The sequence below is a fragment of the Micromonospora sp. KC606 genome (assembly GCF_004348675.1).
Lineage (GTDB): Bacteria > Actinomycetota > Actinomycetes > Mycobacteriales > Micromonosporaceae > Micromonospora.
This window is the reverse complement of record NZ_SMKN01000014.1, coordinates 1-25,278: the sequence shown is the minus strand read 5'-3', so window position 1 is coordinate 25,278 and position 25,278 is coordinate 1. Positions and strand designations below refer to the sequence as shown.

The following is a 25,278-nucleotide window of genomic DNA, read 5'->3' as shown; positions in this document are numbered from 1 at the left end:
TCGCGACGCTGCCCGGAGTCGGCCCGGAACCGGACTCTGGGGAGGAACCGTGACACTGTCCCGACGTGCTGTCCTGATCACCGGCGCGGCGCTCGGCGTGGCCGGCGCGGCGGCTGGCCCGCTCGCCGCCACCGCCCGCCCGGTCCGACCCGGGCCGGTCGGCGCGGGTTACCGCCGGCTGGCCTGGCCGTTCACCCTCGGGGTGGCCTCCGGCGACCCGGACCACCAGGGTTTCGTGCTCTGGACCCGGCTGGCCCCGCAGCCACTGGCCGAGGACGGTCTCGGCGGGATGCCCCACCGAACCGTCGAGGTGCGCTGGGAGGTGGCTGCCGACGAACTGTTCCGGCAGGTGATCCGGCGTGGGGCGCAGGACGCCCGGCCCGGGTCGGCGCACAGCGTGCACGTGGAGTTGGACGGGCTGCTGCCCGGACGGGAGTACTTCTACCGCTTCCACGCCGAGGGGCACACCTCGCCGGTCGGCCGCACCCGGACCGCACCCGCGCCGTGGACCATGCCGGCCTCGCTGGCCATGGGCTTCGCCTCCTGCTCGCACTTCGAGCAGGGCTGGTTCACCGCGTACCGGCGGCTGGCCGAGACGGAGCCGGAGCTGATCCTGCACCTGGGCGACTACCAGTACGAGTACGCCCGGGAGGTTGGGCCGACCCGGCCGCGCGGCCACGAGGGGCCGGAGACCCGGACACTGGCCAACTACCGGCAGCGGCACGCCCAGTACAAGACCGACGCCGATCTCCAGGCGGCGCACGCGGTCGCCCCGTGGCTGGTGGTCTTCGACGACCACGAGATCGAGAACAACTGGGCCGACGAGGTGCCGGAGGAGCCGGACCCGGACTTCCTCGCCCGGCGGGCGGCGGCTTTCCAGGCGTACTACGAGAACATGCCGTTGCGGCGCACGTCGGTGCCGCGCGGCATCGACATGCAGCTCTACCGGCGGGTGCGCTGGGGGCGGTTGGCCAGCTTCCACCTGCTCGACACCCGGCAGTACCGCGACGACCAGGCCTGCGGCGACGGCTACCAGAGCTGCGCCGCGGCCGCCGAGCCGACCCGGTCGATCACCGGCGCAGAGCAGGAGGCGTGGCTGCTGGACGGGTTCCGCCGCTCCGAGGCCCGCTGGGACCTCCTCGGCCAGCAGGTCTTCTTCGCCCAGCGGGACCGCGACGCCGGGCCGCTCACCGTCACCAGCATGGACGCCTGGGACGGCTATCTCGCCTCCCGGGACCGGATCACCCGGGGCTGGGTGGCCGCCGGGGTACGCAACCCGGTGGTGCTCACCGGCGACGTGCACGCGCACTGGGCCAGCGACCTGAAGCTCGACTACACCGACCCGACCTCCCGCACCGTCGGCAGCGAGCTGGTCTGCTCGTCGATCACCTCGGGCGGCGACGGCTTCGACTCGGCCAGCGGCTCGCACCCGTGGCTCAGGACGAACCCGCACCTGCGCTTCCAGAACAATCTGCGCGGATTCGTCCGAACCACGATCACCCCGGCGCGACTCACTGCCGACTTCGCGGTGCTGCCGTACGTCACCCGGCCGGACGCCCCCGCGCACGTGCGGGCCTCGTTCGCGATCGAGGACCGGGTGCCCGGCCTGCACCAGACCTACGACCGGCCGCCGGCCGTCGCCCGGGGCCTGGCCGCCGAGGTCGACCAGGACCGCCACACCGTCGAGACCGAGACGTCGCGCCCCTGACCCGGGCCGGCGGGTCGCGCCCGGCCGGGATCAGCCCGGGAGGAAGGAGAAGCGGACCTGGCGGCTGGCGTTGTCGCCGTTGGTGTCCACCAGGCAGACCGACTGCCAGGTGCCGAGCTGCAACCGCCCGCCGAGCACCGGCAGCGTCGCGTACGGCGGCACGACGGCGGGCAGCACGTGGTCGCGGCCGTGGCCGGGCGAGCCGTGCCGGTGCCGCCACCGGTCGTCGGTGGGGAGCAGGTCGTCGAGGGCGCGCAGCAGGTCGTCGTCGGAGCCGGCGCCGGTCTCGATGATCGCCAGGCCGGCGGTGGCGTGCGGGACGAAGACGTGCAGCAGGCCGTCACCCTGCCCGGCGACGAACCGCTCGGCCTCGGCGGTGATGTCCAGGACGGTCGGCCTGGATCCGGTCCGGACGTTGATCACCTCACTGCGCATGGGGCGCATTCTGCCGCACCGACCTACCAGCCGCCTCCGCCGCCGCTGTCCCCGCCCGACGAGGAGCTGTCACCGCCGCCCGAGGAGAAGCCCGACCCGCCGCCGTTCGACCCGGAGCCGCCGGCCCGGTCGTCGAGCGGGGATTTGGGGTGGGCCACGCCGGTGTCGCCGTACGCGGTGCTCGGGTGGTAGGGGCCGGCGCCGCCCCCGGACGAGCGGGACCGTCCGCCGGTTCGCCGGGTGTCGCGTGCCAGCAGGATCCCGACGAGCACGGCGACCAGTCCGAGGGCGAGCACGATCAGCATCGTCAGATCTCCCGTCCACAGGAGGGTGGTGCCGACGAGGCCGGCGCCGAGCCCGGCCGTAGCCAGTACCAACCCGAGGCGCTCCTGCCATCGCATGCCCGAAGGGTAGGCAGCCGGCGCAAGCCGGCAACCGGGTGGCGGCTTGGCCGACCGGGCAAAGTTACTGGTCGGTACCTGTGTCGAGCGTCGCGTCTCCTGCCGGTGGACGTGACGGCGGGCACCACCAGAGGGCAGGATGGCGGCAGAGACCTATCCCACACACAACTGAGGGAACGCCTGTGGCTACGGAACGCAAGCGCCCGGTGATCACCGCTGGTCTGCCGAGCCAGCTTCCGGACATCGACCCAGAAGAGACCGGCGAATGGGTCGAGTCGCTCGACGGTGTCATCGACGAGCGCGGGACAAAGCGCGCCCGCTACGTCATGCTGCGCCTGCTGGAGCGGGCCCGCGAGCGCCAGGTCGGTGTGCCGTCGCTGACCACCACCGACTACATCAACACCATCCCGCCGGAACGCGAGCCGTGGTTCCCGGGTGACGAGCACGTCGAGCGGCGGATCCGGGCGTTCGTCCGGTGGAACGCGGCGATGCTGGTGCACCGGGCGCAACGCCCGGAGATCGGCGTCGGCGGGCACATCTCCACCTTCGCCAGCTCCGCCTCGCTCTACGAGGTCGGCTTCAACCACTTCTTCCGGGGCAAGAACCACCCGGGTGGCGGCGACCACATCTACTACCAGGGCCACGCCTCCCCCGGCATGTACGCGCGGGCGTTCCTGGAGGGCCGGCTCACCGAGGACCAGCTCGACGGGTTCCGGCAGGAGCTGTCCCACCCGGGCGGCGGGCTGCCGTCGTACCCGCACCCTCGGCTCATGCCGGACTTCTGGGAGTTCCCCACCGTCTCCATGGGGCTGGGCGGCCTGAACGCCATCTATCAGGCGCGGTTCAACCGTTACCTGCAGCACCGGGGCATCAAGGACACCTCCCAGCAGCACGTCTGGGCGTTCCTCGGCGACGGCGAGATGGACGAGCCGGAGACCCTCGGCGCGATCGGGGTGGCCGCCCGCGAGGAGCTGGACAACCTCACCTTCGTGATCAACTGCAACCTGCAACGGCTGGACGGCCCGGTCCGGGGCAACGGCAAGGTCATGCAGGAGCTGGAGGCGTTCTTCCGGGGCGCCGGCTGGAACGTCATCAAGGTGGTCTGGGGCCGCGAGTGGGACCCGCTGCTCGCCGCCGACACCGACGGGGCGCTAATCAACCTGATGAACACCACGCCCGACGGTGACTACCAGACCTACAAGGCGGAGTCCGGGGCGTACGTACGGGAGCACTTCTTCGGCCGCGACCAGCGCACCCGCAAGATGGTCGAGCACCTGTCCGACGACGAGATCTGGAACCTCAAGCGGGGCGGCCACGACTACCGCAAGCTCTACGCGGCGTACAAGGCGGCGACCGAGCACACCGGCCAGCCGACGGTCATCCTGGCCAAGACCATCAAGGGCTGGACGCTCGGTTCGCACTTCGAGGGCCGCAACGCCACCCACCAGATGAAGAAGCTGACGCTGGAGGATCTCAAGCTCTTCCGCGACCGGCTCTACCTGGACATCCCGGACAAGGTGCTGGAGGAGAACCCGTACCTCCCCCCGTACCTGAACCCGGGTGAGAAGTCCGACGAGATCGCGTACCTCAAGGAGCGACGTCAGCAGCTCGGCGGCTACCTGCCGTCCCGGCGGACGACCCACAAGTCGCTGGCCATTCCCGGCTCGGAGCGGTTCTCCGACATCAAGCGCGGCTCGGGCAAGCAGAAGGTGGCCACCACGATGGCCTTCGTCCGCCTGCTCAAGGACCTCATGAAGGACAAGGAGTTCGGCAAGCGCTGGGTGCCGATCATCCCGGACGAGGCGCGCACCTTCGGCCTGGACTCCATCTTCCCGACCGCCAAGATCTACTCACCGCACGGTCAGCGGTACACCTCGGTGGACCGGGAGCTCTTCCTGTCGTACAAGGAGTCGACCGTCGGGCAGATCCTGCACGAGGGGATCAACGAGGCCGGCTCGGTCGCCTCGTTCACCGCCGCCGGCACCTCGTACGCCACGCACGACGAGCCGATGATCCCGATGTACATCTTCTACTCGATGTTCGGGTTCCAGCGCACCGGCGACGGCTTCTGGGCGGCGGCCGACCAGATGACCCGTGGCTTCGTGCTCGGCGCCACGGCCGGCCGGACCACGCTCAACGGTGAGGGCCTCCAGCACGAGGACGGCCACTCGCTGCTGCTCGCCGCCACCAACCCGGCGGTGGTCGCGTTCGACCCGGCGTTCGCGTTCGAGATCGCGCACATCGTGGAGAACGGCCTGCACCGGATGTACGGCGAGGAGCAGGAGAACGTCTTTTACTACCTCACCGTCTACAACGAGCCGATCCACCAGCCGGCCGAGCCGGCGGAGGTGGACGTCGAGGGCCTGCTCAAGGGCATCTACCGCTACTCGCCGGCCCCGCAGGTCGACGGCCCGAAGGCCAACATCCTGGCCTCCGGCACGGGCATGCAGTGGGCGCTCAAGGCGCAGCAACTACTCGCCCAGGACTGGGGGGTGGCCGCCGACGTATGGTCGGTGACCTCCTGGACGGAGCTGCGCCGCGACGCGGTGCAGTGCGAGGAGCACAACCTGCTCCACCCGGGCGGCGAGCCGCGGATTCCGTACGTGCAGCAGAAACTGGCCGACGCCGACGGGCCGAAGGTCGCGGTCAGCGACTGGATGCGGGCGGTGCCGGACCTGATCGCCCGCTGGGTGCCCGGCGACTACACCTCGCTCGGCACGGACGGTTTCGGCCTGTCGGACACCCGGCACGCGCTGCGCCGGCACTTCCACGTCGACGCCGAGTCGGTGGCGGTCGCGACGCTGCGGCAGCTCGCGCTGCGTGGCGCGGTGCCGGCGAACGTGCCGGCCGAGGCGGCCAAGAAGTACGCCATCGACGACGTGAACGCGGCCCCGGTCGGCGAGACCGGCGGCGACAGCTGATCCACCCCGGTACGACGCAGGGGCCCGGCGCGGTGCGCCGGGCCCCTGTTCGTCCGGCGGCTACGCGAACGTTTTTCACTGTCCATCTTGTCAAGAACCGGTGGGCCGTTCACAATCCTCGATAGATGTCGGCGCGTTCAGGGCGTCGCGCCACAAGCGCGATGCCTGGGCCGGTGGGCCACTCCGTCGCGCCGGTCCACCAACGATCGCGCACCGACCCCGGTCGGCGCGACGGTGGGGAGGCGACATGCGAGTCGTCCGGATCGGAATCGCCCTGGCGATCGGCACACTGACGGTGTCGATGCTGGGGCCAGGGGCAGCATCGGTGGCGCACTCGCCGGACACGCCCGCCGGGCGCGCCTCGGCGCAGGAGTTCATGGCGCAACGCGAGCCGACCCAGCGGCTGGCTGCCGCCGCCGAGGTGACCTGCACCAACGGCCAGGCGGCGGGCTACCCGTGCCGCAACGTGGACCTGCTGTCGTTCATGCCGCTGGCGAACATGGGCGGCAGCCAGGCCAACGACATCTGGGGCTGGACCGACAGCGCCACCGGCAAGGAGTACGCGCTGGTCGGCCGCCGCAACGGCACCTCGTTCGTGGACGTGTCCAACCCGACCGCCCCGGTCTACCTGGGCAACCTGCCCGCCCACCAGAACCGCACGGCGATCTGGCGGGACATCAAGGTCTACAAGAACCACGCGTACGTGGTGGCCGACGTGTCCGGCCACGGGATGCAGGTCTTCGACCTGACCCGGCTGCGGGGCGTCACCACGCCACAGACCTGGACGGCGGACGTGCACTACGCCCGCTTCGGCAACTCCCACAACATCGCGATCAACGAGGAGACCGGGTACGCCTACGCGGTGGGCTCGAACACCTGCTCCGGCGGGTTGCACATGGTGGACATCCGCACCCCGAAGTCGCCCACCCAGGCCGGCTGCGTCAGCAACGACGGGTACACCCACGACACCCAGTGCGTCGTCTACCAGGGCCCGGACACCACGTACACCGGGCGGGAGATCTGTGTGAGCTCCAACGAGGACACGGTGACCGTGGTGGACGTGACGACCAAGTCGGCACCGCGCCAGCTCTCCCGGATCGGGTACGCCGGCCGGGCCTACACCCACCAGGGGTGGTTCACCGAGAACCAGCGGTACTTCCTGCTCGACGACGAGCTCGACGAGTCCCGGCGCGGGGTCAACACCCAGACGTACATCTGGGACCTGGCCGATCTGGACGCGCCCCGGCACATCGGCACCTACAGCGCGCCCTCCGGCGTCAAGGCCACCGACCACAACCAGTACGTCAAGGGCAACTACAGCTACCAGGCCAACTACCGGGCCGGGCTGCGCATCCTGGACCTTCGTGAGGTGACGGCCGGCCGGGCGACGGAGGCCGGGTACTTCGACATCTACCCGTCCAGTGACAGCAGCTCGATGAACGGGGCGTGGAGCGTCTACCCGTACTTCCCGAGCGGCGTCGTCGTGGTCAGCGGCATCGAGCAGGGGCTCTTCGTCCTGCGACCCCGGTTGTCGTGACCGCGACCAGCGACCGTCCGGTAGCGCCGGCCGACGTCGAGGGGGCGCCCCGCCCGGGGCGCCCCCTCCCGGTCGACGCGGGCGACGGCCGGGCGGTCGCGGCGTCCGGCCGGTGGTCCCGGTACCTGGCCTCCGGGCTGGTGCTGGGGTTGACGCTGGCGCTCGGTTTCGTGGCCGGGCGGCTCGACGCCGGGCGCGCCCCGGCCCGGTCGGCGGCGCCCCAGCCGGCCGCCCACGCCGCCCACGCCCCCGGTGGCCTCCAGGTGTCGCAGGACGGCTACACCCTCGCCCTGGGCCCTCCCGCGCTGAGCGCGGGCCGCGCCGGCGAGTTGGCCTTCCGGATCGTCGACGCCACGGGCGCGGCGGTGACCCGGTTCCGGACCACCCACGAGCGGTTGATGCACCTGGTCCTGGTCGGCCGGGACCTGACCGGCTACCGGCACGTGCACCCGGAGCTGTCCCCCGACGGGACCTGGCGGGTGCGGGTCACCCCGGAGGCGCCCGGCCCGTTGCGGGCGATCGCCGACTTCTGGCCCGCCGACGCCGACCGGGCGGTCACCCTCGGCGTCGACGTGCCGGTCCCCGGCCGGTACGCGCCCCGGCCGCCGGCCGAGCCGCAGGAGACGATCGTCGTGGACGGCTACACGGTCACCCTCGACGGCGGCCTGCGCCCGGGCGAGTCGAACCAGGTGCTGGTCTGGTTGGGCCGGGACGGCAAGCCGGTCGGCGACCTGCAACCGCACCTGGGGGCGTACGGGCACCTGGTGGCGTTGCGCCACGGCGACCTGGCCTACCTGCACGTCCATCCGGCGGCGGCGAGCCGGCCCGAGTCGGTGGTGGCGTTCGGCGTGACGGTGCCGTCGGCGGGCACCTACCGGCTGTTCTTCGAGTTCCGGCACCGCGACGTGGTGCATGTCGCGGAGTTCACCGTGACCGCCTGAGCCAGCCGGTCGGCGACGTCGCGGCCCGCGCCCCCGCAGCAGCCGGCGGTGGTCCGGACGCCCCTGGTGGTGACGCCGGGCCACCGCCGTCGCGGGTGACGCCGCGGGAGGCGACCTGCTCAGCCGACGGCGGCCAGGTCGGTGAGCCGGGCCAGCGACTCCTCCAGGTCGGCGCCGACCCGACGCAGCCCGAGCCGAAGCAGGGCCGCCTTGACCGGCCCGGCCGGCCACCGGACGACGATGAGCCGCACGACCGTCCCGCCTTCCTCCTCGTCGGGAGTGAGCTGGACGTAGATCTCGGTGCGCGCCTCGGCCCGAGCGCCGGCGCCCTTGGCGCGCTCCCGCCAGCCGATCAGGGTCGGCTCCTGGTAGGCGATCACCTCTGCCTCGTGCGCCGCTCCGCGCCCGGCCTGGACCAACTGACGTCGGCCGAAGCCCTCCCCCGAGAGGACCTCCGCCGCACGGACCCCCGCCAGCCAGGCCGGCAACTGCTCGGCCCGCTGCACGACGTCCCAGACCGCTTCCACCGGCGCCATCACGTGCGCACTGCGTTCCACGAGGATCATTTCTGTACTTCCCCCACTGAGGACATCCGCGATATTCCACACTCTATGCGCAAAATCGGACTTACTGGGACGGGTTTGGAAAAGACACGCCGAAACCCCTTGCGTCGTCATCGTCGGCAGCCTATGGCGCGACGGCGATTCGCCCCCTAGAGTCCCGAGCAAGATTCACGTTTTCTCGGGAGGGTTCATGACGACGCCGCTACCCCGGTTTCCCGCCGGTTTCCGCTGGGGGGTCTCCACCTCGGCGTACCAGATCGAGGGCGGCGCCGACGCCGGCGGGCGTGGACCCTCCATCTGGGACACCTTCGCCCACACGCCCGGCCGGATCGCCGACGGCAGCACCGGCGACGTGGCCTGCGACCACTACCACCGGCACGCCGAGGACGTCGCGCTGATGGCCGGCCTGGGCGTCTCGGCGTACCGGTTCTCCATCGCCTGGCCCCGGGTGCAGCCCGGCGGCACCGGCGCGGCCAACCCGGCCGGCCTGGACTTCTACGAACGCCTCGTCGACGACCTGCTCGCCGCCGGCATCGACCCGGTCGCCACCCTGTTCCACTGGGACCTCCCGCAGCCCCTGGAGGACACCGGCGGCTGGCTCAACCGGGACACTGCCGGCCGCTTCGCCGAGTACGCCGACCTGGTCGCCGCGCGCCTCGGCGACCGGGTGAAGCTCTGGATCACGCTCAACGAACCGTTCATCCACATGAGCCTCGGCCACGGCACGGGAGAGCACGCCCCCGGCCGGTCCCTGCTCTTCGACGCCTTCCCGGTCGCCCACCACCAACTGCTCGGCCACGGGCTCGCCGTCGCCGCGCTACGCGCGCGCAGCGCCAGCCCGGTGGCGATCGCCAACAACTACTCGCCGGTGGTGCTCTGCGGCGACACCGACGCCGACCGGGCAGCCGGGGCGTCGTACGACGCGCTGCACAACCGGCTGTTCACCGACCCGCTGCTGGGTCTGGGCTACCCGCCCGGCACCGAGCCGACGGTGGTCCGCGACGGTGACCTCGACGTGATCGCCGCCCCGATCGACGTGCTCGGGGTCAACTACTACAACCCCACCGGGATCCGGGCCCCCGAGGAGGGTTTCCCGCTTCCCTTCACCATGGTGCCGCTGGACGGGTACCCACGCACCGCCTTCGACTGGCCGGTCGTCCCCGACGGGCTGCGTGACCTGCTCACTGGACTGAAGGAGCGGTACGGCGACGCTCTCCCGCCGATCCAGGTCACCGAGGGCGGCTGCGCGTACGACGACGCGCCGGACGCCGACGGGCGGGTGCACGACCCGGAACGGATCACGTACCTCGACGGGCACCTGCGGGCCGTCCGCGCGGCGATGGACGCCGGGGTCGACGTCACGGGGTACTTCGTCTGGTCCCTGCTGGACAACTGGGAGTGGGCGGAGGGTTTCACCAAGCGCTTCGGGCTGGTGCACGTCCACTTCGACACCCTGGCCCGCACGCCCAAGTCCTCGTACGCGTGGTACCGCGACCTCATCGCGGATCACCGGGGCCGGCCGTGACCACCGTCGACCCGACACCGACCTCGCTGCCGGCGGCGCTCGCCGAACCGGCCGTCCCGGTCCGACGCAACTGGATCGCGCTCATCTTCGCCGCCAACCTGGGCGTCTGGATGGCGTTCTTCACCCCGATCCAGGTGCTGCTGCCGCAGCAGGTGGAACGCATCGCCCCCGCCGACAAGGAGGCGATGCTGGCCGTGGTGACCGGCCTCGGCGCCCTCGCCGCGGTGCTCGCCAACCCCCTCGCCGGAGCGCTGTCCGATCGCACCTGTTTGCGGCTGGGCGGCCGGGAGTTCGGCCGGCGGCACGTCTGGACCGCCGGTGGCGCGGTACTCGGCGCGCTCGCCCTGCTGCTGCTGGCCCAGCAGCGGACCATCGCCGGGGTGGCGCTGGGCTGGGTCGCCGCCCAGGTGTGCTTCAACGCGATGCTGGCCAGCCTGACCGCCGCCATCCCCGACCGGGTGCCGGTCACCCAGCGCGGCGGCGTCTCCGGCTGGGTCGGCATCCCCCAGGCCCTCGGCCTGGTGGTCGGCGCGGTGCTGGTCACCGCGGTGGTCACCGGCAATGCCGCCGGGTACGCCGCGATCGCCGTCGCGATGCTGGTGCTGTCGCTGCCGTTCACGCTGCTCACCACCGACGACCCGCTGCCCCGGGCGCACCGGCCGGCGCTGCGGCTGCGGGCCATGGTCGCCTCGATGTGGATCAGCCCGCGCCGGCACCCGGACTTCGCCTGGGCCTGGATCACCCGGTTCCTGGTCCAGATCGGCAACGCCCTGGGCACGCTGTACCTGCTGTACTTCCTCACCGACGGGGTGCGCCACCCCGACCCCGAGGGTGCGCTGCTGACGCTGATCCTGCTCTACACACTCGGCATGATCCTCACCGCCGTGGTGGCCGGGATGCTCTCGGACCGCTCCGGACGGCGCAAGATCTACGTGATCGTCTCCGGGCTGGTGATGGCGGTGGCCGCGCTGATGCTCGCGATCGCCCCGGTCTGGCCGGTGGCGATCGCCGCCGCGCTGCTGCTCGGCGCCGGCTACGGCGTCTACCTGTCGGTGGACGCGGCGCTGATCACGGAGGTGCTGCCCCGGGCCACCGACCGGGCCAAGGACCTCGGCGTGATCAACATCGCGAACTCGGCCCCGCAGGTGCTCGGCCCGGCGATCTCCGCCCCGATCGTGGTGCACCTGGGCGGCTACCCCGCGCTCTACGCGGTCACCGCGGTGATCACCGTGTTCGGCAGCGCCCTGGTTTTCAAGATTCGCGGCGTGCGCTGACCTCACACCCCTCCGGCTCCGCCAGTCGCTCCGGTGATCATGGGGTTGGCGGCACGTGGAGAGATCCACACCGCCGTCAACTTCATGGTCAGCGGGGCGACAGGCGTGCCGGACGCGGGCAGCCGCCCCCTGGCGGAATCCCGTCGCGGTCGGCCGTAGGCTGGTAGACGTGACGGTACGTGTGCGCTTCGCCCCCTCCCCGACCGGTATGTTCCACGTCGGCGGCGCCCGCTCGGCGCTGCAGAACTGGATCTACGCCAAGCAGCAGGGCGGGGTGTTCGTGCTGCGCATCGAGGACACCGACGCCGCACGCAACAGGCCCGAATGGACCGAGGGCATCCTGTCGGCGCTGGACTGGATCGGCATCGCCCGCGGCAGCTACGAGGGCCCGTACCTCCAGTCGTCGAACGCCGGGGAGCACCGCGCGGCCGCACGGAGGCTGCACGACGCCGGCCGCGCCTACTACTGCGACTGCACCCGGGAGACCGTGCAGGCCCGTACCGGTTCGCAGTACCAGGGCTACGACGGCTACTGCCGGGACCGTGGCCTGGGCCCGGGCGAGGGGCGCGCGCTGCGCTTCCGTACCCCCGACGAGGGCGAGACCGTGGTCGTCGACCTGATCCGCGGCGAGCCGACCTTCGAGAACAGGCTCATCGAGGATTTCGTCATCGCCCGCGGCGACGGCTCGCCGGTGTTCCTGCTGGCCAACGTCGTGGACGACCTGACCATGGGGATCACCCACGTGATCCGGGCCGAGGAGCATCTGCCCAACACTCCGAAGCAGCAGCTGCTCTGGGACGCGCTCGGGGTCAAGCCGCCGGTCTGGGCGCACGTGCCGGTGGTGGTCAACGAGAAGCGGCAGAAGCTCTCCAAGCGCCGTGACAAGGTGGCCCTGGAGGCGTACCGGGACGAGGGCTACCTCGCCGACGCGATGCGCAACTACCTGATGCTGCTCGGTTGGGCGCCGTCGGGCGACCGGGAGATCGTGCCCTGGTCGGTGATCGAGGCGGAGTTCCGGCTGGAGGAGGTCAACCCCTCCCCCGCCTTCTTCGACGAGAAGAAGCTGCGCGCGTTCAACGGCGAGTACATTCGCGCGCTGCCGCTCGACGAGTTCGTCGTCGCCTGCCAGCCGTGGCTGACCGGCACGGACACCGTCGCCCCACCGCCGTGGCGGCCGGAGGAGTTCGACGCCGAGGCGTTCGCCAAGGTCGCGCCGCTGGCGCAGACCCGGATCGCGGTGCTCAGCGAGATCGTGCCGAACGTCGACTTCCTCTTCGTGGCCGACCCGCTGATCGACGAGGCGGCCTGGACCAAAGCCATGAAGGAAGGCGCGGCCGAACTGCTCGACGCGGCGGTCGCCGGGTACGAGGCGCTGGCGTCCTGGGACGCCGACGCGCTGAAGTCGACCCTGGAGGCGGTTGGCGCCGAGCGTGGCCTGAAGCTGGGCAAGGCGCAGGCACCGGTCCGGGTCGCGGTCACCGGCCGCACCGTCGGGCTGCCGCTGTTCGAGTCGCTGGAGGTGCTCGGCCGGGAGCGCACCCTGGCCCGGTTGCGCGCCGCCCGGGTCCGCCTGGTCTGACCGTGACCGTGCCGGCCGCCCCCGGTCCGCACGGGCACGCTCAGGAACGCCGGCGGCGCAGCAGCAGCAACAACGCGCCGCCGAGCGCCACGGCCAGCCCGGCACCGAGCAGCCAGGGCCAGATCGGAGCGGTCCGGTCGTCGGCGGCGGCAGAGGCCGGCTCGGCGGAAGTCGGGGCGTCCCCGGCCGGGGTGCCGCCGCCCGGCGTGGCCGACTGCGCGACGGGACCGGTCGGGGACGGCGTGGGGCTCGGAGCGGGTGCCGGTGCCCCGGTGGTCAGGGTGAACGTCACCTGTCCCTTCACCGGGTGGCCGTCGCCGGACGCCACCTGATAGCCCACGGTGTACTCGCCCGCCGGCCCGGGGGCGAACGGCACGCGCACCCGGTTGCCGGCGAAGCGCGGCTCACCACCGGCGGCCGGCACGCGGCCCGGGCCGACCACGGTGACCGTCGTGGTGGCCGGGTCCAGTTTCGACAGAAACCGCAGCTCCACCTGGGTAGGCGCGGCCGCCACCCGGGCCCCGTCGGCCGGACTGCTGCCCGTCAGCGAGTTGTGCGCGGCCGCCGGCACCGCCGGCAGCAGCAGCGACACACCGAGCGCCGCGCCCATAACGACTGGCGTGGCACGCGCCACACGTGCGACCCTGCCCCCCATGAGTCCCTCCGCAAAGGTACGATCCGGCCGCTGATCAACGGCTGACCATTAGTCGGATCCGGATCGCAAATAGTTCCACATACTGGTCGAGCAGCTGCAACCGATCGCCGTTCCACGGAGTCTTTGCGGTGGGTACCCCGCCCGCGGGCATGGTCGTCGCCGTTGGCACCACACGCGTGACCTGCAGCACAGCCATCCATCGAACGGGGCGAGGAGGCGGCGATGGTCGGACGGACGAGGCGGGTGCTCGGGGTGCTCGCGGCAGTGGTGGCCACCATGGTGCTGAGTCTCGGCCCGGGCGTGCCTTCCCGGGCGGCCGAGGCCGCGCCGAAGCCGGCCCCCGGGGTGGACATCACCGGCGTCGGGCTCAGCGAGCCGCTGCGGCTGCGCTCCGACACCCAGTCCACCCTCGTGCTCGCGGTGATCGACCAGGTCAACTGGTTCGGCCGCACCGGCGCGCCCACCGGCCCCAAGGTCGCCGACCTCGGTCCGAAGTACACGGTCGTGGTGCTCGCCGGGGAGGCACCGAAGCAGACCTTCGACCTCTACCCGCTGGCCAAGGGCGGGCCGCGGGCCTACCGGCCGGCGAAGCAGCCCGACGGGCGCAAGACCAGCGCGGGCTGGTTCCTCGGCCGGCTCAACATGTCCGAGACCCTGCGTCACGCCGGAGTCCCGCTGGAGCGCCAGTTCGACACGCTCAGCGGTGGGATCGGTGGTGGTGAGCGTGTCCTGCCGGAGGACGCGATCAACCCCGCCCGGGACATCGACACCGCGATCAGCGAGCTCCAGCGCCTGCTGCTGCTCAACCTGGGGGTGGTGCTCGTGATCACCACCGGGCTGGCCGGGATCGCCCTGCTGGTCCGCCGCCGCACCCGCTGAGCTGGCCCGGCCGGCGGCTCAGACCTCCAGCACCACCTTGCCGCGGACGTGCCCGGCCCGCACCAGGCGCTGGGCCGCCGCGGCCTGCTCGAGCGGGAAGGTCCGTTCGACGTGCACGGCGAGCCGCCCGGCGTCGACCAGGCCCGCCAGCACGGTCAGGTCCGGGGTGGACGGCTTGACGAAGAGGTAGCTGCCGCCCAGCCTGGTGACGTGCTCCGGGTCGGCGGTGGAGACCAGCCGGGCCGGGCGGGACAGCAGCTCGGCGGACACGTCCAGCGCCTCCCCGCCGAACAGGTCGAGCGCCACGTCCACCCCGTGGGGCGCGACCGCCCGGACCCGGTCGGCCAGCCCGGCGCCGTGGTGGACCGGCTCGGCCCCGAGCGAACGGACGAAGTCGTGTTGGCCTCGCCCGCCGTGCCGATCACCCGGTCGGCGCCGAGCGCCCGGGCGAGCTGCACCGCCAGGTGTCCCACCCCGCCCGCGGCGCCGTGCACCAGCACAACGTCCCCCGCGCCGGTCCGCGTCGCCCGCAACGCCTGGTAGGCGGTGAGCCCGGCCAGCGGCAGCCCGCCCGCGGCGGCCCAGGACGCCCGCACCGGTTTGTCCGCCAGGCAGCGCTCCGGAGCCGGCACCAGTTCGGCGTACGTGCCGTGTTGGATGTGGTCGCGCCGGACGTACCCGATCACCTCGTCACCGACGGAGAACCCGGTCACCGCGGGGCCGACCGCCGCCACCACGCCGGCGGCGTCCCAGCCGGGCACCAGCGGGAAGTGGCCGGGGATGGCACCGGCGAGATGGCCCTCGCAGACCTTCCAGTCGACCGGGTTCACCCCGGCGGCCCGCACCCGCACCAGGACCGTGTCCGGGCCGACGGGCGGGTGCGGAAGATCCGCAGGGCGAGCTGGTCGGCCGAGCCGTACGCGTCGATCGCGATCGCCTTCACGCGTCCACGCTACTGGCCGGGCGACCGGCACACGGTCAGCACCAGCGGTGTGGCGGCCGCTCCCGGCGGACGGGACGGCGCCCGGGGCGGACCGGACCGTGCCGGTGCGCGCCGGCCCACCCGGCCAGCTCGCTGCGGCAGCCGCGCGACGCGTCCCGCCCGGTCTCGCCGGGATCGGCCGGCTCGACGCCGCGCGGCGGTTGCGGTGCGGACTGTTCGGCCGGGCGCACGCCCCCGCCCGCCTCGGGCCGGTCCTGGCCGGCTCGCTGCCGCGGCACCGCCGGCTCGTCGTCGACCCGCTCAAATCCCCGGGCGACCTGTTCGGTGGGGCAGGGTGCCGCGACCAGCCGTCGGTGGGGCCGGGCCGGCCCCGGCTGGTCGTGGTGGCCCGGCCGGCAGGACTCGCCCTGGGCGCAGCCGTGGTCGGCCTCCCCGTGCGCCATCCCGGTCTCCTCACGCTCGCGTCGCGCCGGGAGGTCGCCCCGGCGGCAGTGCCACCGTACTGGCCGGCACCGACGGCTCGTGCGGCACGTACCCCGGCGCGGAGGCCCCGACCGGCGCGGGAGATCGTCTCCCGGCCCTGGGGGCGACCGGGCGGATCACGGCGGCGACGGTGGGCCCTGCCCCACCCACTCGCGCCATCGGTGGAGGGATCTGCGGGGGCTGCCGCCCGCCCGAGGTTCAGGAGCTGGTCAGGACGTGACAGGCTGAAGCGGTGAGCGAGCCGGGCGGGACCGAGCTGTCGGCCACGCTGCGCCGGATCGAACGGGTGGCGGGGGCGCTGGCCACCGCGAGCGTGTCCCGGATGGACGAGACCCTGCCGTGGTTCCGCGAGCTGCCGGCCGACCAGCGGTCCTGGGTCATGCTGGTGGCGCAGGCCGGCGTCCGGTCCCTGGTGCAGTGGTTGCGCGGTGGCGGCGGCACGCCGGACGCCACCCAGGAGGTCTCCGACGAGGTCTTCGCCACCGCCCCGCAGGCCCTGGCCCGCTCGATCACCCTCCAGCAGACGGTGGCCCTGATCAAGGTGACCATCGACGTGGTCGAGGAGCAGGTGGGGCACCTGGCCGTCCAGGGCGAGGAACAGCGGTTGCGGGAGGCGGTGCTGCGCTTCTCCCGGGAGATCGCCTTCGCCGCAGCCCGGGTGTACGCCCGAGCCGCCGAGTCCCGCGGCTCGTGGGACGCTCGGTTGCAGGCCCTGCTGGTGGATGCGCTGCTGCGCGGCGACTCCCCGGACGTGCTGGCCAGCCGGGCGGCCGCGTTGGGGTGGGCGGACGCCCCGCCGGTGGCGGTGGCGGTGGGCCGCTCCCCAGGCGGCGAGGTCGCCGCCGTGCTGCACACGGTCTACCGGCAGGCCCGACGGATCGGGGTGGAGGTGATCGGCGGCGTGCACGGCGACCGGCTGGTCATCGTGCTCGGCGGGGCCGCCGACCCGCTCGCCGCCACCGAGAAGCTGCTGCCCGCGTTCGGCACGGGGCCGGTGGTGGTGGGGCCGGCGGTACCCAGTCTGGACGAGGCGACGGAGTCGGCGCGGGCCGCGCTGGCCGGTTTCCGGGCGGCGCCGGCCTGGCCGACTGCGCCGTGCCCGGTGTCGGCGGCGGACCTGCTGCCCGAGCGGGCCCTGGCCGGCGACGCCGAGGCCCGCCGGCGGCTGCGGCACGACGTGTACGCGGCGCTGGTGCGCGCCGGCGGCGAGCTGCTGGAGACGCTGGACGCCTTCTTCGCCGCCGGCGGGACCCTGGAGAGCGCCGCCCGGTCGCTCTTCGTGCACCCGAACACGGTCCGCTACCGGCTGCGCCGGATCTCCGAGGTGACCGGCTTCTCGCCGTTGGCGGCGCGGGACGCGTTCGCGCTCCAGGTGGCGCTCACGGTGGGTCGGCTCGACCCGGTGGTCCCGGGTGTCTCAGCGGCCCCGACCCCGACATTGCCCCCAACCGTCAGGAAAACGCCCCAGTCGGGCGATGACCATCGTAGATGTTTGTAGGATTCCTCCAAAGGTTCTAGTGCGGCTTGGTTGGTGCCGGCACAGCGATACCCACGCGTATCCAGGAGAGTCATAGACGTGCTCGCCGTACTCTCCCCCGGCCAGGGTTCCCAGAAACCCGGCTTCCTGACCCCCTGGCTCGACCTGACCGGCGCCGAGGCGCGGCTGCGCTGGTGGTCCGCGCTCGCCGGAGTCGACCTGGTGCACCTCGGCACGAAGGCCGACGCCGACGAGATCAAGGACACCGCCCGCACCCAGCCGCTGCTGGTGGCCGCCGCCCTGCTCGCCGCCGAGCACCTGCCGATGTACGACGTCGCCGTCACCGCCGGGCACAGCGTCGGCGAGCTGGGCGCCGCCGCGCTGGCCGGGGTGCTCCCGGCCGAGGCCGCGATCACCCTCGCCGGGGTACGCGGTCGGGAGATGGCCGCCGCCTGCGCGGTGGAGCCGACCGGGATGGCCGCCGTGCTCGGCGGCGACCCGGACGAGGTCCTCGCCGCCATCGAGTCGCTCGGGCTGCATCCGGCCAACCGCAACGGCGCCGGCCAGGTCGTCGCCGCGGGCGCCGTCGCCGGGCTGGAAAAGCTCGCCGCCGAGCCGCCCGCGAAGAGCAGGGTGATCCGGTTGCCGGTGGCCGGCGCGTTCCACACCCCGTACATGGCCCCGGCCGAGGCCGCGCTGGCCGGGGTCGCCGCCGGCATCACCCCGACCGACCCGGCTCGGATCCTGCTGTCCAACCTTGACGGCTCGGCCGTCAACCACGGCCGGGAGATGGTCCAGCGGCTGGTCCGCCAGGTCACCGCCCCGGTCCGCTGGGACCTGTGCATGCGTACCCTGGCCGACCTGGGCGTCACCGGCGTGATCGAGCTGCCGCCGGCCGGCACGCTGGCCGGCCTGGTGAAGCGGGAGCTCAAGGCGACCGGCGTCCCGGAGATCGTCACCCTGAACACTCCCGACGACCTGCCGGCCGCGCGCGATCTGATCGCCCGGCACAGCGGCCTGGGCGGGCACGAGCCGGTGATCCAGTTCCGGGTCGTCGTCGCCCCCGCCGCGGGCACCTTCGAGCCGGTCGCGGAGCTCGCCGAGGGCGCCGACCTGCGCACCGGGCAGGTGATCGGTCACATCGTCACCCGGCAGGGGCCGGTCGAGGTGGCCGCGCACGACAGCGGGCTGCTCACCGAGTGGCTCGCCCACCACGACGATCCGGTGGCGCCGGGTCAGCCCCTCGCCCGCATCGGAGGCCACGCATGAGCGTCACCGGAAGCCGGATCCTCGCGCTGGGCCACTACCAGCCCTCCCGGGTGGTGACCAACAACGACCTCGCCCAGCTCGTGGAGACCAACGACGAGTGGATCCGGGACCGGGTCGGGATCGTCAGCCGCCGGATCGCCGACGGCGAGTCGGTGGCCGACATGGCGACCGCCGCCGCCGGCAAGGCGCTGGCCAACTCCGGCCTCACCGCCGCCGACATCGACCTGGTCGTCGTCGCCACCTGCACGTCCATCGACCGCAGCCCGAACGTCGCCTGCCGGGTCGCCGGCAAGCTGGGCATCAACGCCCCCGCGGCGTACGACCTCAACACCGCCTGCTCGGGCTTCGCGTACGCACTGGGCACCGTCGACCACGCGGTCCGGGCCGGCGCGGCCCGCAACGCGATCGTCATCGGCGCGGAGAAGCTCTCCGACTTCACCGACTGGACCGACCGTTCGACCTGCATCATCTTCGCCGACGGCGCGGGCGCCGCGGTGGTCACCGCCACCACCGGCGACGAGCCGGCCGGGGTCGGTCCGGTGGTCTGGGGCTCGGTGCCGGAGAAGAGCGACGCGGTACGCATCGAGGGCTGGCGCCCGTACGTCGCGCAGGAGGGGCAGGCGGTGTTCCGCTGGGCCACCACCGCGCTGGCCCCACTGGCCCTGCAGGCATGCGAGCGGGCCGGGGTCGCCCCGTCCGAGCTCGCCGCGTTCGTGCCGCACCAGGCCAACGCCCGGATCATCGACGGCATCGCCAAGCGGTTGAACATCCCGCAGGCGATCATCGCCAAGGACATCGTCGAGTCCGGCAACACCTCGGCGGCGAGCGTGCCGCTGGCCCTGTCCAAGCTGGTCGAGCGGCGGGAGGTGCCCTCGGGCGCCCCGGTGCTGCTCTTCGGCTTCGGCGGCGGCCTGACCTACGCCGGTCAGGTCGTCCGCTGCCCGTGAAGACCCGGCCGGTCCCACCGTGCCGCCCCGCCATCCGGCGGAGAACAACCCCTATGGAGAGGAAAACCACCGTAATGACCCGTGACGAGATCACCGCCGGCCTCGCCGAGATCCTCGAAGAGGTTGCCGGGGTGAACCCGGACGACGTCGCCGAGGGGAAGTCCTTCACCGACGACCTCGACGTCGACTCGCTCTCCATGGTGGAGGTCGTGGTGGCGGCGGAGGAGAAGTTCGGCGTCAAGATCCCCGACAACGAGGTGCAGAACCTCAAGACCGTCGGGGACGCCGTCAGCTACATCGAGGCGCAGTCCTGATCATGAGTCGCACCGACGTCGTCGTCACCGGGCTCGGCGCGACGACCCCGCTGGGCGGGGACGTCACGTCGACCTGGGACGCCATGCTCGCCGGCCGCTCCGGGGTGGTTCCGCTCACCCAGGAGTGGGCCGGGCAGCTGCCCGTCCGCATCGCCGCCCAGCTCGCGGTCGACCCCTCCGAGGTACTGGAGCGGGTCAAGCTGCGCCGGCTGGACCGGTCCGAGGCGATCGCCCTGATCGCCGCCCACCAGGCGTGGGCGGACGCCGGCCTCGCCGACTCCGGGCTGGACCCGGAACGGCTGGCGGTCAGCGTCGGCTCCGGCATCGGCGGCGCCACCACCCTGCTCGCCCAGGACGACATTCTGGAGGCGTCCGGCCCCCGGCGGGTCTCCCCGCACACGGTGCCGATGCTGATGCCGAACGGGCCGGCCGCCTGGATCGGGCTGGAGCTGGGCGCCAAGGCCGGGGTGCACTCGGTGGCCAGCGCCTGCGCCACCGGGGCCGAGGCCATCGCGCTGGGGCTGGACATCATCCGCGCCGGCAGGGCCGACGTGGTGGTGGCCGGTGGCACCGAGGCGGTCATCCACCCGCTGCCGATCGCCGGGTTCGCCTCGATGCGGGCGATGTCCACCCGCAACGACGAGCCGGAACGGGCTTCCCGCCCGTGGGACAAGGGCCGCGACGGCTTCGTCCTCGGCGAGGGCGCCGGCATCGTGGTGCTGGAACGGGCCGACCACGCGGCGGCCCGCGGCGCCCGGGTGTACGCCCGCCTCGCCGGCGCCGGCATCACCTCCGACGCGTACGACATGGTGCAGCCGCACGCCGAGGGTGAGGGCGCCATCAGGGCAATCCGGAAGGCGATCGCGGACTCCGACGTGGCCAGAATGGACATCATGCACGTCAACGCGCACGCGACGTCGACGCCGGTGGGCGACATGCTGGAGATCGGCGCGCTGCACCAGGCCGTCGGGGACCACCCGGTGCTGTCGGCGACCAAGTCGATGACCGGTCACCTGCTCGGCGCGGCCGGGGCGCTGGAGTCGATCGCCACCATCCTGGCCATCCGCGACGGGGTCGTCCCTCCGACGATCAACCTGGACGACCCGGACGACGGTCTGACCCTGGAGGTGGCCGCACACGAGGCGCGCCACATGGAGATCCCCGCCGCGCTGAACAACGCGTTCGGATTCGGCGGCCACAACGTGGCTCTCGTCTTCACGCGGGCCTGAGACCACAGCCTTGGAGGCTCAAGTGACCACGACCGCCGTCAGCGCGGAAACCCCGACAACGGACTACCGTGATCCCGAGGTCCGGCTCCGGGCCCTGTTCGACGCCGGCTCGCTGCGCCTGCTGGCGCCACGGGACACCTCCGGCGTGCTCTGGGCACGGGGTGAGATCGACGGGACGCCGGCGATCGCGTACGCCACCGACGCCACCCGGATGGGCGGCGCGATGGGCACCGAGGGGTGCCGGCACGTCGTCGACGCGATCGACACCGCCGTGCGGGAGCGGGTGCCGGTGCTCGGTCTCTGGCACTCCGGCGGCGCCCGGCTGGCCGAGGGCGTGGTCGCGCTCGACGCCGTCGGGCAGGTCTTCGCGGCGATGGTGCGGGCCTCCGGCCGGGTGCCGCAGATCTCGGTGGTGCTCGGCCCGGCGGCCGGCGGGGCCGCGTACGGTCCGGCGTTGACCGACATCGTGGTGATGAGCGGGACGGGCCGGATCTTCGTGACCGGCCCGGAGGTGGTCCGCAGCGTCACCGGCGAGCAGGTCGACATGGAGCGTCTCGGCGGTCCCGAGCCGCACGGCCGGCGCTCCGGCGTGGTGCACGTGACGTGCGCCGACGACGCCGCGGCGATGGTGGAGGCCCGCAAGCTCGCCGCGCTGCTCGGCTGCCAGGGCCGGCTCTCCCCGGACGACGTGCCGGTGGGCGACGAGGGCCACGACCTGGCCGCGCGGATGCCGACCGAGACCAACCGGGCGTACGACGTGAAGCCGGTGGTCAAGGCGCTGCTCGATGCCCCCGGCGTGGAGCTGCACGCCAAGTGGGCGCCGAGCGTCGTCACCACGCTCGGCCGGTTCGCCGGCCGTACGGTCGGCGTGATCGCCAACAATCCGTTGCGGCTCGGTGGTTGCCTCGACGCGTCCAGCGCCGAGAAGGCCGCCCGGTTCGTGCGGATGTGCGACTCGCTGGGGGTGCCGCTGATCGTGCTGGTCGATGTCCCCGGCTACCTGCCCGGTTTGGGCCAGGAGTGGGACGGTGTGGTCCGGCGCGGGGCGAAGCTGCTGCACGCCTTCGCCGAGGCGGTCGTGCCGCGGGTGACGCTGGTGACCCGCAAGGCGTACGGTGGCGCGTACATCGCCATGAACTCCCGCTCGCTCGGCGCGACCGCGGTCTTCGCCTGGCCGAACGCGGAGGTCGCGGTGATGGGCGCCAGCGCGGCGGTGAACATCCTGCACCGCAAGAAGCTCGCCGCAGCCCCGGCGGAGCAGCGGGAGACGCTGCGCGCGCAGTTGATCGAGGAGCAGATCCGGGTCGCCGGCGGCGTGAACCGGGCCCTGGAGATCGGCGTCGTGGACGACGTGATCAAGCCGGAGGAGACCCGGCGTCGGATCGCCGAGGCGCTCGCCGCGGCCCCGGCCGCTCGGGGCGCGCACGGCAACATTCCACTGTAAGACCGGACGCATCCGTGGGGTCCGCGCTCGTCGAGCGCGGACCCCACGGGCGTCTCAACCCCGGTTGCGGGGATGTTGGCGGGCGGTCCGCTCGTTGCCCCGGCGGTAGTTGCCCGTCCAGCGGGCCATCACCAGTTGCGGGTCCTCGCCGACCTCGACGAGGAACTCCGTCGCGCGCCCGCCCCGCAGCGTGCCGGCCGCCCGGCCGTGGTGGGTGATCACCACCGAGCCGTCCGCCCGTTCCACGTACGCGAATCCCTGCGCGTCCTGTCCCATGCCGGGCAGCCTCCCAGTGCTCGCCCGCTGCCGCATCCGCATTTCCACCGCTGATGCTGCCCTTTTCACCGGCAGTGCCGGCCGTCGCGTGGCCGACCCTCGCGCGGGCAGCACCCGACGCCACGCGTCGGCTAGCATCCGTCGGTCGCCGTTTCGACGGCGGAAGATTCGACGGGGACGGGACACATGACGCGACGGCTGGCCGTACTGGCCGCACTCACTCTCACCATGACCGCCGGCTGTGCCGACGGCCGGACCGGGCCGTCGGCGGCACCCTCGCCGTCGGCTGTCCCGAGCGCCACCGGCGCGCCCTGGCACGACGAGATCGCGCCGGCCCCGGCCGGCACCACGGTCGGCGGCAAGGGCAGCGGCTGCGAACTGCCGCTCACCTTCTCCATCGGGCCAGAACGGACCGCGAAACCGATCAAGGCGCCCGAGGGCGAGCTGGGTGAACTGCTCGGCGAGGCGCTGACCAGGCGGGGCGGCGCGACGGTCCAGTGCGAGGTCGACGGCCGGGCCGCCGGCGCCGGTTTCCTGCGGGTGTGGCTCACCGACCAGCCCGCCACCGACCCACGACCGGCGCTGGAGGCGTTCGTCGCCGGTGACGCGAAGGCCAGCGACCCGCAGTACCGGACGGTCCGGGCCGGCGCCGTGGACGCGGTCGAGGCCTCCTGGATCACCACGAACGAGCTGATCGAGGAGAAGAACCGGGAGTGGGCCCTGGCGGTCCCCGCCGGCGACCGGACCGTTCTGCTGGCTGTGAGCGAGGGGCTGATCGCCGAGGCCAACGACGTCCTGCCCGGGTACCGCCTGGCCGGGCGGACGGTCGCCGTCGCCGGCTGACGCCCACACGGGGGGCACTTCGCCGTCCTCGCGCCCTGACCGCTCCCGGACCCGGCCCGCGCGTCAGGCGCAGCTGGTGGCGGGCAGACCGGGCACCGGGACCGGCGACCGACCGGCCGGCCGCGCCTTGCCGGCGAGCACCCGGGCGAGCGCGGTCATCGAGGTCCGGCTGGACGAGTAGGTGGCCAGCAGGGTCGGTGACGTCGCCTTCTCCAGCACGTACGGGGTGTCCATGGCGACGGTCACCGCCGCGTCGGCGCTCAGGTCGCCGGCCCCGTCGCCGTAGCCGACCAGGTGCACCTGGGTGCCGCCGCTGGGCACCACCTTGACCCCGGCGGCGGTGAGCGCCTCGGCCAGCACGGCCCGGGTGCGCTCCCGTCCCTTGGAGGAGGTGACGGTGACCGGGCCACGCACGGGCGCGGCGCAGCTGCCGCGCAGCATGGTGACGGCCGCGGACGCGAGAGCGTCAGCGGCCTTGCGGTGCGCGGGGCTGTTCAGCGTGGACATCGCCGGGGCGGGCCGGTCGGCGAGCCGGAACTTCATCGTCAGTACCCGGGTGGCCGCATCGACCAGCCTGTCCCGGGGCAGCGTCTTGTCGCGCAGCGCGGCGAGCAGCCCGTCGTACGCCTGGCCGACGTTCGGCGGCATCAGGATCAGGTCGTTGCCGGCCAGCAGCGCCTTCACGGCCGCCTCACCCGGGGGGTACCGCTTGGCCGGCGCCATGTTCATCCCGTCGGTGATCACCACGCCGGTGAAGCCGAGCTGGCCGCGGAGCACGTCGGTGAGCAGCTTGCGGGAGAAGGTGGCCGGCGTGCCCGGGTCGACCGCCTTGACGTCCAGGTGCGCGGACATCACCGCCATGGCGCCGGCGTCGACGCCGCCGGCGAACGGCGGGAACGCGACGCGGTCCAGCTCGCCGCGGGACTGGGTGATCTCCGGCAGTTCCTCGTGCGAGTCGTCGGCGCTCAGGCCGTGCCCGGGGAAGTGTTTGACGCTCGCCGCGACCCCGGCGCTCTGCAGCCCCCGCACGGCGGCGGCGACCTGGGCGGAGGCGGCCTTCGGGTCGGCGCCGAAGGAGCGGGAGCCGATCACCGTGCTGCGGGTGGCGAGCACGTCGGCGACCGGCGCGAAGTCCAGGTTGATCCCCATCGCCGCCAGTTCGCTGCCGGCGGCCCGCCAGGCGGCCTCGGTCAGCGCCGGCTTGCCGGCCGCCCCGGCGGCGAGGGCGCTGGGCAGGATGGTCACCCCGTCGGTGACCCGGGTGACCACGCCGTACTCCTGGTCGGTGCCGATCAGGAGGGGGGCGGCGCCGGCGGGAAGCTTCGCGGCGGCCGCGCGTAGCCCGTCAGTCAGCTCTCGGACCTGTTTCGGGCTGTCGACGTTGGTGGTGGCCTGGTTGCCGGAGGTGGGGTCGTCGGCGCTGAAGCCGACCAGGATCACCCCGCCGAGGCGGTACCTGGCCACCATCTCGGCCGGGGTGTCGACGCCGCCGAGGGCCCGGTTGCCGGCGGCGGAGGCGGGGGTGACGGTGGTGGCCGAACTGCCGTACGCGTAGGGCATCAGCACCTGGCCAACCAGGTCCTCGTCGGAGAGCGTGCCGGCCAGTGCGGCGGCGCGGGCGGCGGGGTCCGTGGC

The 25,278-nt window shown here is 73.1% G+C and carries 23 protein-coding genes and 1 pseudogene; 15 read left to right on the top strand and 9 right to left on the bottom strand.

The genetic code is table 11. The annotated features are described in order from the left end of the window. Nucleotides 1-49 precede the first annotated feature (49 nt). The gene (locus E1193_RS05675; protein ID WP_132180942.1) at nucleotides 50-1,708 is read left to right on the top strand and encodes an alkaline phosphatase D family protein; all 1,659 of its coding nucleotides are present in this window, start codon (nucleotides 50-52) and stop codon (nucleotides 1,706-1,708) included. Between the two features lie 30 nt (nucleotides 1,709-1,738). On the opposite strand, the gene E1193_RS05670 is transcribed toward E1193_RS05675, so the two are convergent. After that, nucleotides 1,739-2,143: a YjbQ family protein gene (locus tag E1193_RS05670; RefSeq protein ID WP_207922578.1), complete on the bottom strand. Its 405-nt coding sequence runs from the start codon at nucleotides 2,141-2,143 to the stop codon at nucleotides 1,739-1,741. Between the two features lie 23 nt (nucleotides 2,144-2,166). Next, nucleotides 2,167-2,544 carry a hypothetical protein gene (locus tag E1193_RS05665; RefSeq protein ID WP_132180938.1) on the bottom strand — a complete coding sequence of 126 codons (378 nt, stop codon included), beginning with the start codon at nucleotides 2,542-2,544 and terminating at the stop codon, nucleotides 2,167-2,169. A 182-nt stretch (nucleotides 2,545-2,726) separates the two neighbouring features. On the opposite strand from E1193_RS05665, the gene aceE reads away from it, so the two are divergent. The 3 genes from aceE (at nucleotide 2,727) to E1193_RS05650 (ending at nucleotide 7,943) form a co-directional block, all read left to right on the top strand. Then, nucleotides 2,727-5,465, top strand: a complete 2,739-nt coding sequence (gene aceE, locus E1193_RS05660; RefSeq protein ID WP_132180936.1) for a pyruvate dehydrogenase (acetyl-transferring), homodimeric type — start codon at nucleotides 2,727-2,729, stop codon at nucleotides 5,463-5,465. A 247-nt stretch (nucleotides 5,466-5,712) separates the two neighbouring features. After that, nucleotides 5,713-7,002 (top strand): choice-of-anchor B family protein, encoded by a 1,290-nt coding sequence (locus E1193_RS05655; protein ID WP_132180934.1) that lies wholly within the window; start codon nucleotides 5,713-5,715, stop codon nucleotides 7,000-7,002. Then, complete coding sequence (locus E1193_RS05650; protein WP_132180932.1) at nucleotides 6,999-7,943, top strand: hypothetical protein; 945 nt, start codon at nucleotides 6,999-7,001, stop codon at nucleotides 7,941-7,943. Before E1193_RS05655 ends, E1193_RS05650 begins: the two co-directional genes overlap by 4 nt. 119 nt (nucleotides 7,944-8,062) lie before the next feature. On the opposite strand, the gene E1193_RS05645 is transcribed toward E1193_RS05650, so the two are convergent. After that, nucleotides 8,063-8,509, bottom strand: coding sequence for an SRPBCC family protein (locus tag E1193_RS05645; RefSeq protein WP_132180930.1), 447 nt, complete (start codon nucleotides 8,507-8,509; stop codon nucleotides 8,063-8,065). Nucleotides 8,510-8,696: 187 nt separating this feature from the next. Here E1193_RS05645 and E1193_RS05640 point away from each other — a divergent pair, with 187 nt between their 5' ends. From E1193_RS05640 to gltX, 3 genes are all read left to right on the top strand, one after another. Continuing rightward, complete coding sequence (locus E1193_RS05640; protein ID WP_132180928.1) at nucleotides 8,697-10,031, top strand: GH1 family beta-glucosidase; 1,335 nt, start codon at nucleotides 8,697-8,699, stop codon at nucleotides 10,029-10,031. Further along, nucleotides 10,028-11,305, top strand: a complete 1,278-nt coding sequence (locus tag E1193_RS05635) for an MFS transporter (protein WP_132180926.1) — start codon at nucleotides 10,028-10,030, stop codon at nucleotides 11,303-11,305. The genes E1193_RS05640 and E1193_RS05635 overlap by 4 nt, the downstream gene beginning before the upstream one ends. Nucleotides 11,306-11,474: 169 nt before the next feature. Then, entirely contained in the window at nucleotides 11,475-12,884 is a 1,410-nt protein-coding gene (gene gltX / locus E1193_RS05630) for a glutamate--tRNA ligase (RefSeq protein ID WP_132180924.1), read from the top strand. A gap of 40 nt (nucleotides 12,885-12,924) precedes the next feature. Here the strand turns inward: gltX and E1193_RS05625 are convergent, their stop codons facing one another. After that, entirely contained in the window at nucleotides 12,925-13,518 is a 594-nt protein-coding gene (locus E1193_RS05625; protein WP_243707303.1) for a copper resistance CopC family protein, read from the bottom strand. A 243-nt stretch (nucleotides 13,519-13,761) separates the two neighbouring features. Here E1193_RS05625 and E1193_RS05620 point away from each other — a divergent pair, with 243 nt between their 5' ends. After that, complete coding sequence (locus E1193_RS05620) at nucleotides 13,762-14,418, top strand: hypothetical protein (protein WP_132180920.1); 657 nt, start codon at nucleotides 13,762-13,764, stop codon at nucleotides 14,416-14,418. Between the two features lie 18 nt (nucleotides 14,419-14,436). Here the strand turns inward: E1193_RS05620 and E1193_RS32910 are convergent, their stop codons facing one another. The 3 genes and pseudogenes from E1193_RS32910 to E1193_RS05610 form a co-directional block, all read right to left on the bottom strand. Further along, nucleotides 14,437-14,766, bottom strand: a complete 330-nt coding sequence (locus tag E1193_RS32910; protein WP_243707307.1) for a zinc-binding dehydrogenase — start codon at nucleotides 14,764-14,766, stop codon at nucleotides 14,437-14,439. A 386-nt stretch (nucleotides 14,767-15,152) separates the two neighbouring features. Further along, nucleotides 15,153-15,248, bottom strand: a pseudogene (locus E1193_RS32905) (NADP-dependent oxidoreductase); the annotation flags it as partial. A 148-nt stretch (nucleotides 15,249-15,396) separates the two neighbouring features. Continuing rightward, a complete protein-coding gene (locus tag E1193_RS05610) occupies nucleotides 15,397-15,804 on the bottom strand; it encodes a hypothetical protein (protein ID WP_132180918.1) in 408 nt (135 codons plus the stop codon). Nucleotides 15,805-16,076: 272 nt separating this feature from the next. Here E1193_RS05610 and E1193_RS05605 point away from each other — a divergent pair, with 272 nt between their 5' ends. From E1193_RS05605 to E1193_RS05580, 6 genes are all read left to right on the top strand, one after another. Next, on the top strand, nucleotides 16,077-17,342 hold the full coding sequence (locus tag E1193_RS05605; RefSeq protein ID WP_132180916.1) for a helix-turn-helix domain-containing protein: 1,266 nt from the start codon (nucleotides 16,077-16,079) through the stop codon (nucleotides 17,340-17,342). 78 nt (nucleotides 17,343-17,420) lie between these two features. Continuing rightward, complete coding sequence (locus E1193_RS05600; RefSeq protein ID WP_132180914.1) at nucleotides 17,421-18,590, top strand: acyltransferase domain-containing protein; 1,170 nt, start codon at nucleotides 17,421-17,423, stop codon at nucleotides 18,588-18,590. Then, a complete protein-coding gene (locus E1193_RS05595) occupies nucleotides 18,587-19,537 on the top strand; it encodes a beta-ketoacyl-ACP synthase III (protein ID WP_132180912.1) in 951 nt (316 codons plus the stop codon). The genes E1193_RS05600 and E1193_RS05595 overlap by 4 nt, the downstream gene beginning before the upstream one ends. Nucleotides 19,538-19,611: 74 nt before the next feature. After that, nucleotides 19,612-19,851: an acyl carrier protein gene (locus tag E1193_RS05590; RefSeq protein WP_007072348.1), complete on the top strand. Its 240-nt coding sequence runs from the start codon at nucleotides 19,612-19,614 to the stop codon at nucleotides 19,849-19,851. Between the two features lie 2 nt (nucleotides 19,852-19,853). Further along, nucleotides 19,854-21,080 carry a beta-ketoacyl-ACP synthase II gene (gene fabF / locus E1193_RS05585; RefSeq protein WP_132180910.1) on the top strand — a complete coding sequence of 409 codons (1,227 nt, stop codon included), beginning with the start codon at nucleotides 19,854-19,856 and terminating at the stop codon, nucleotides 21,078-21,080. Nucleotides 21,081-21,102: 22 nt separating this feature from the next. Continuing rightward, nucleotides 21,103-22,524 carry a carboxyl transferase domain-containing protein gene (locus E1193_RS05580; protein ID WP_132180908.1) on the top strand — a complete coding sequence of 474 codons (1,422 nt, stop codon included), beginning with the start codon at nucleotides 21,103-21,105 and terminating at the stop codon, nucleotides 22,522-22,524. Between the two features lie 54 nt (nucleotides 22,525-22,578). On the opposite strand, the gene E1193_RS05575 is transcribed toward E1193_RS05580, so the two are convergent. Further along, nucleotides 22,579-22,800 (bottom strand): hypothetical protein, encoded by a 222-nt coding sequence (locus tag E1193_RS05575; protein WP_132180906.1) that lies wholly within the window; start codon nucleotides 22,798-22,800, stop codon nucleotides 22,579-22,581. A 186-nt stretch (nucleotides 22,801-22,986) separates the two neighbouring features. Between E1193_RS05575 and E1193_RS05570 the strand changes: the two genes are divergently transcribed. Next, entirely contained in the window at nucleotides 22,987-23,643 is a 657-nt protein-coding gene (locus E1193_RS05570) for a lipoprotein (protein ID WP_132180904.1), read from the top strand. A 63-nt stretch (nucleotides 23,644-23,706) separates the two neighbouring features. Here the strand turns inward: E1193_RS05570 and E1193_RS05565 are convergent. Continuing rightward, the coding region (locus tag E1193_RS05565) for a glycoside hydrolase family 3 N-terminal domain-containing protein (RefSeq protein ID WP_132180902.1) at nucleotides 23,707-25,278 on the bottom strand (1,572 nt) is incomplete at its 5' end.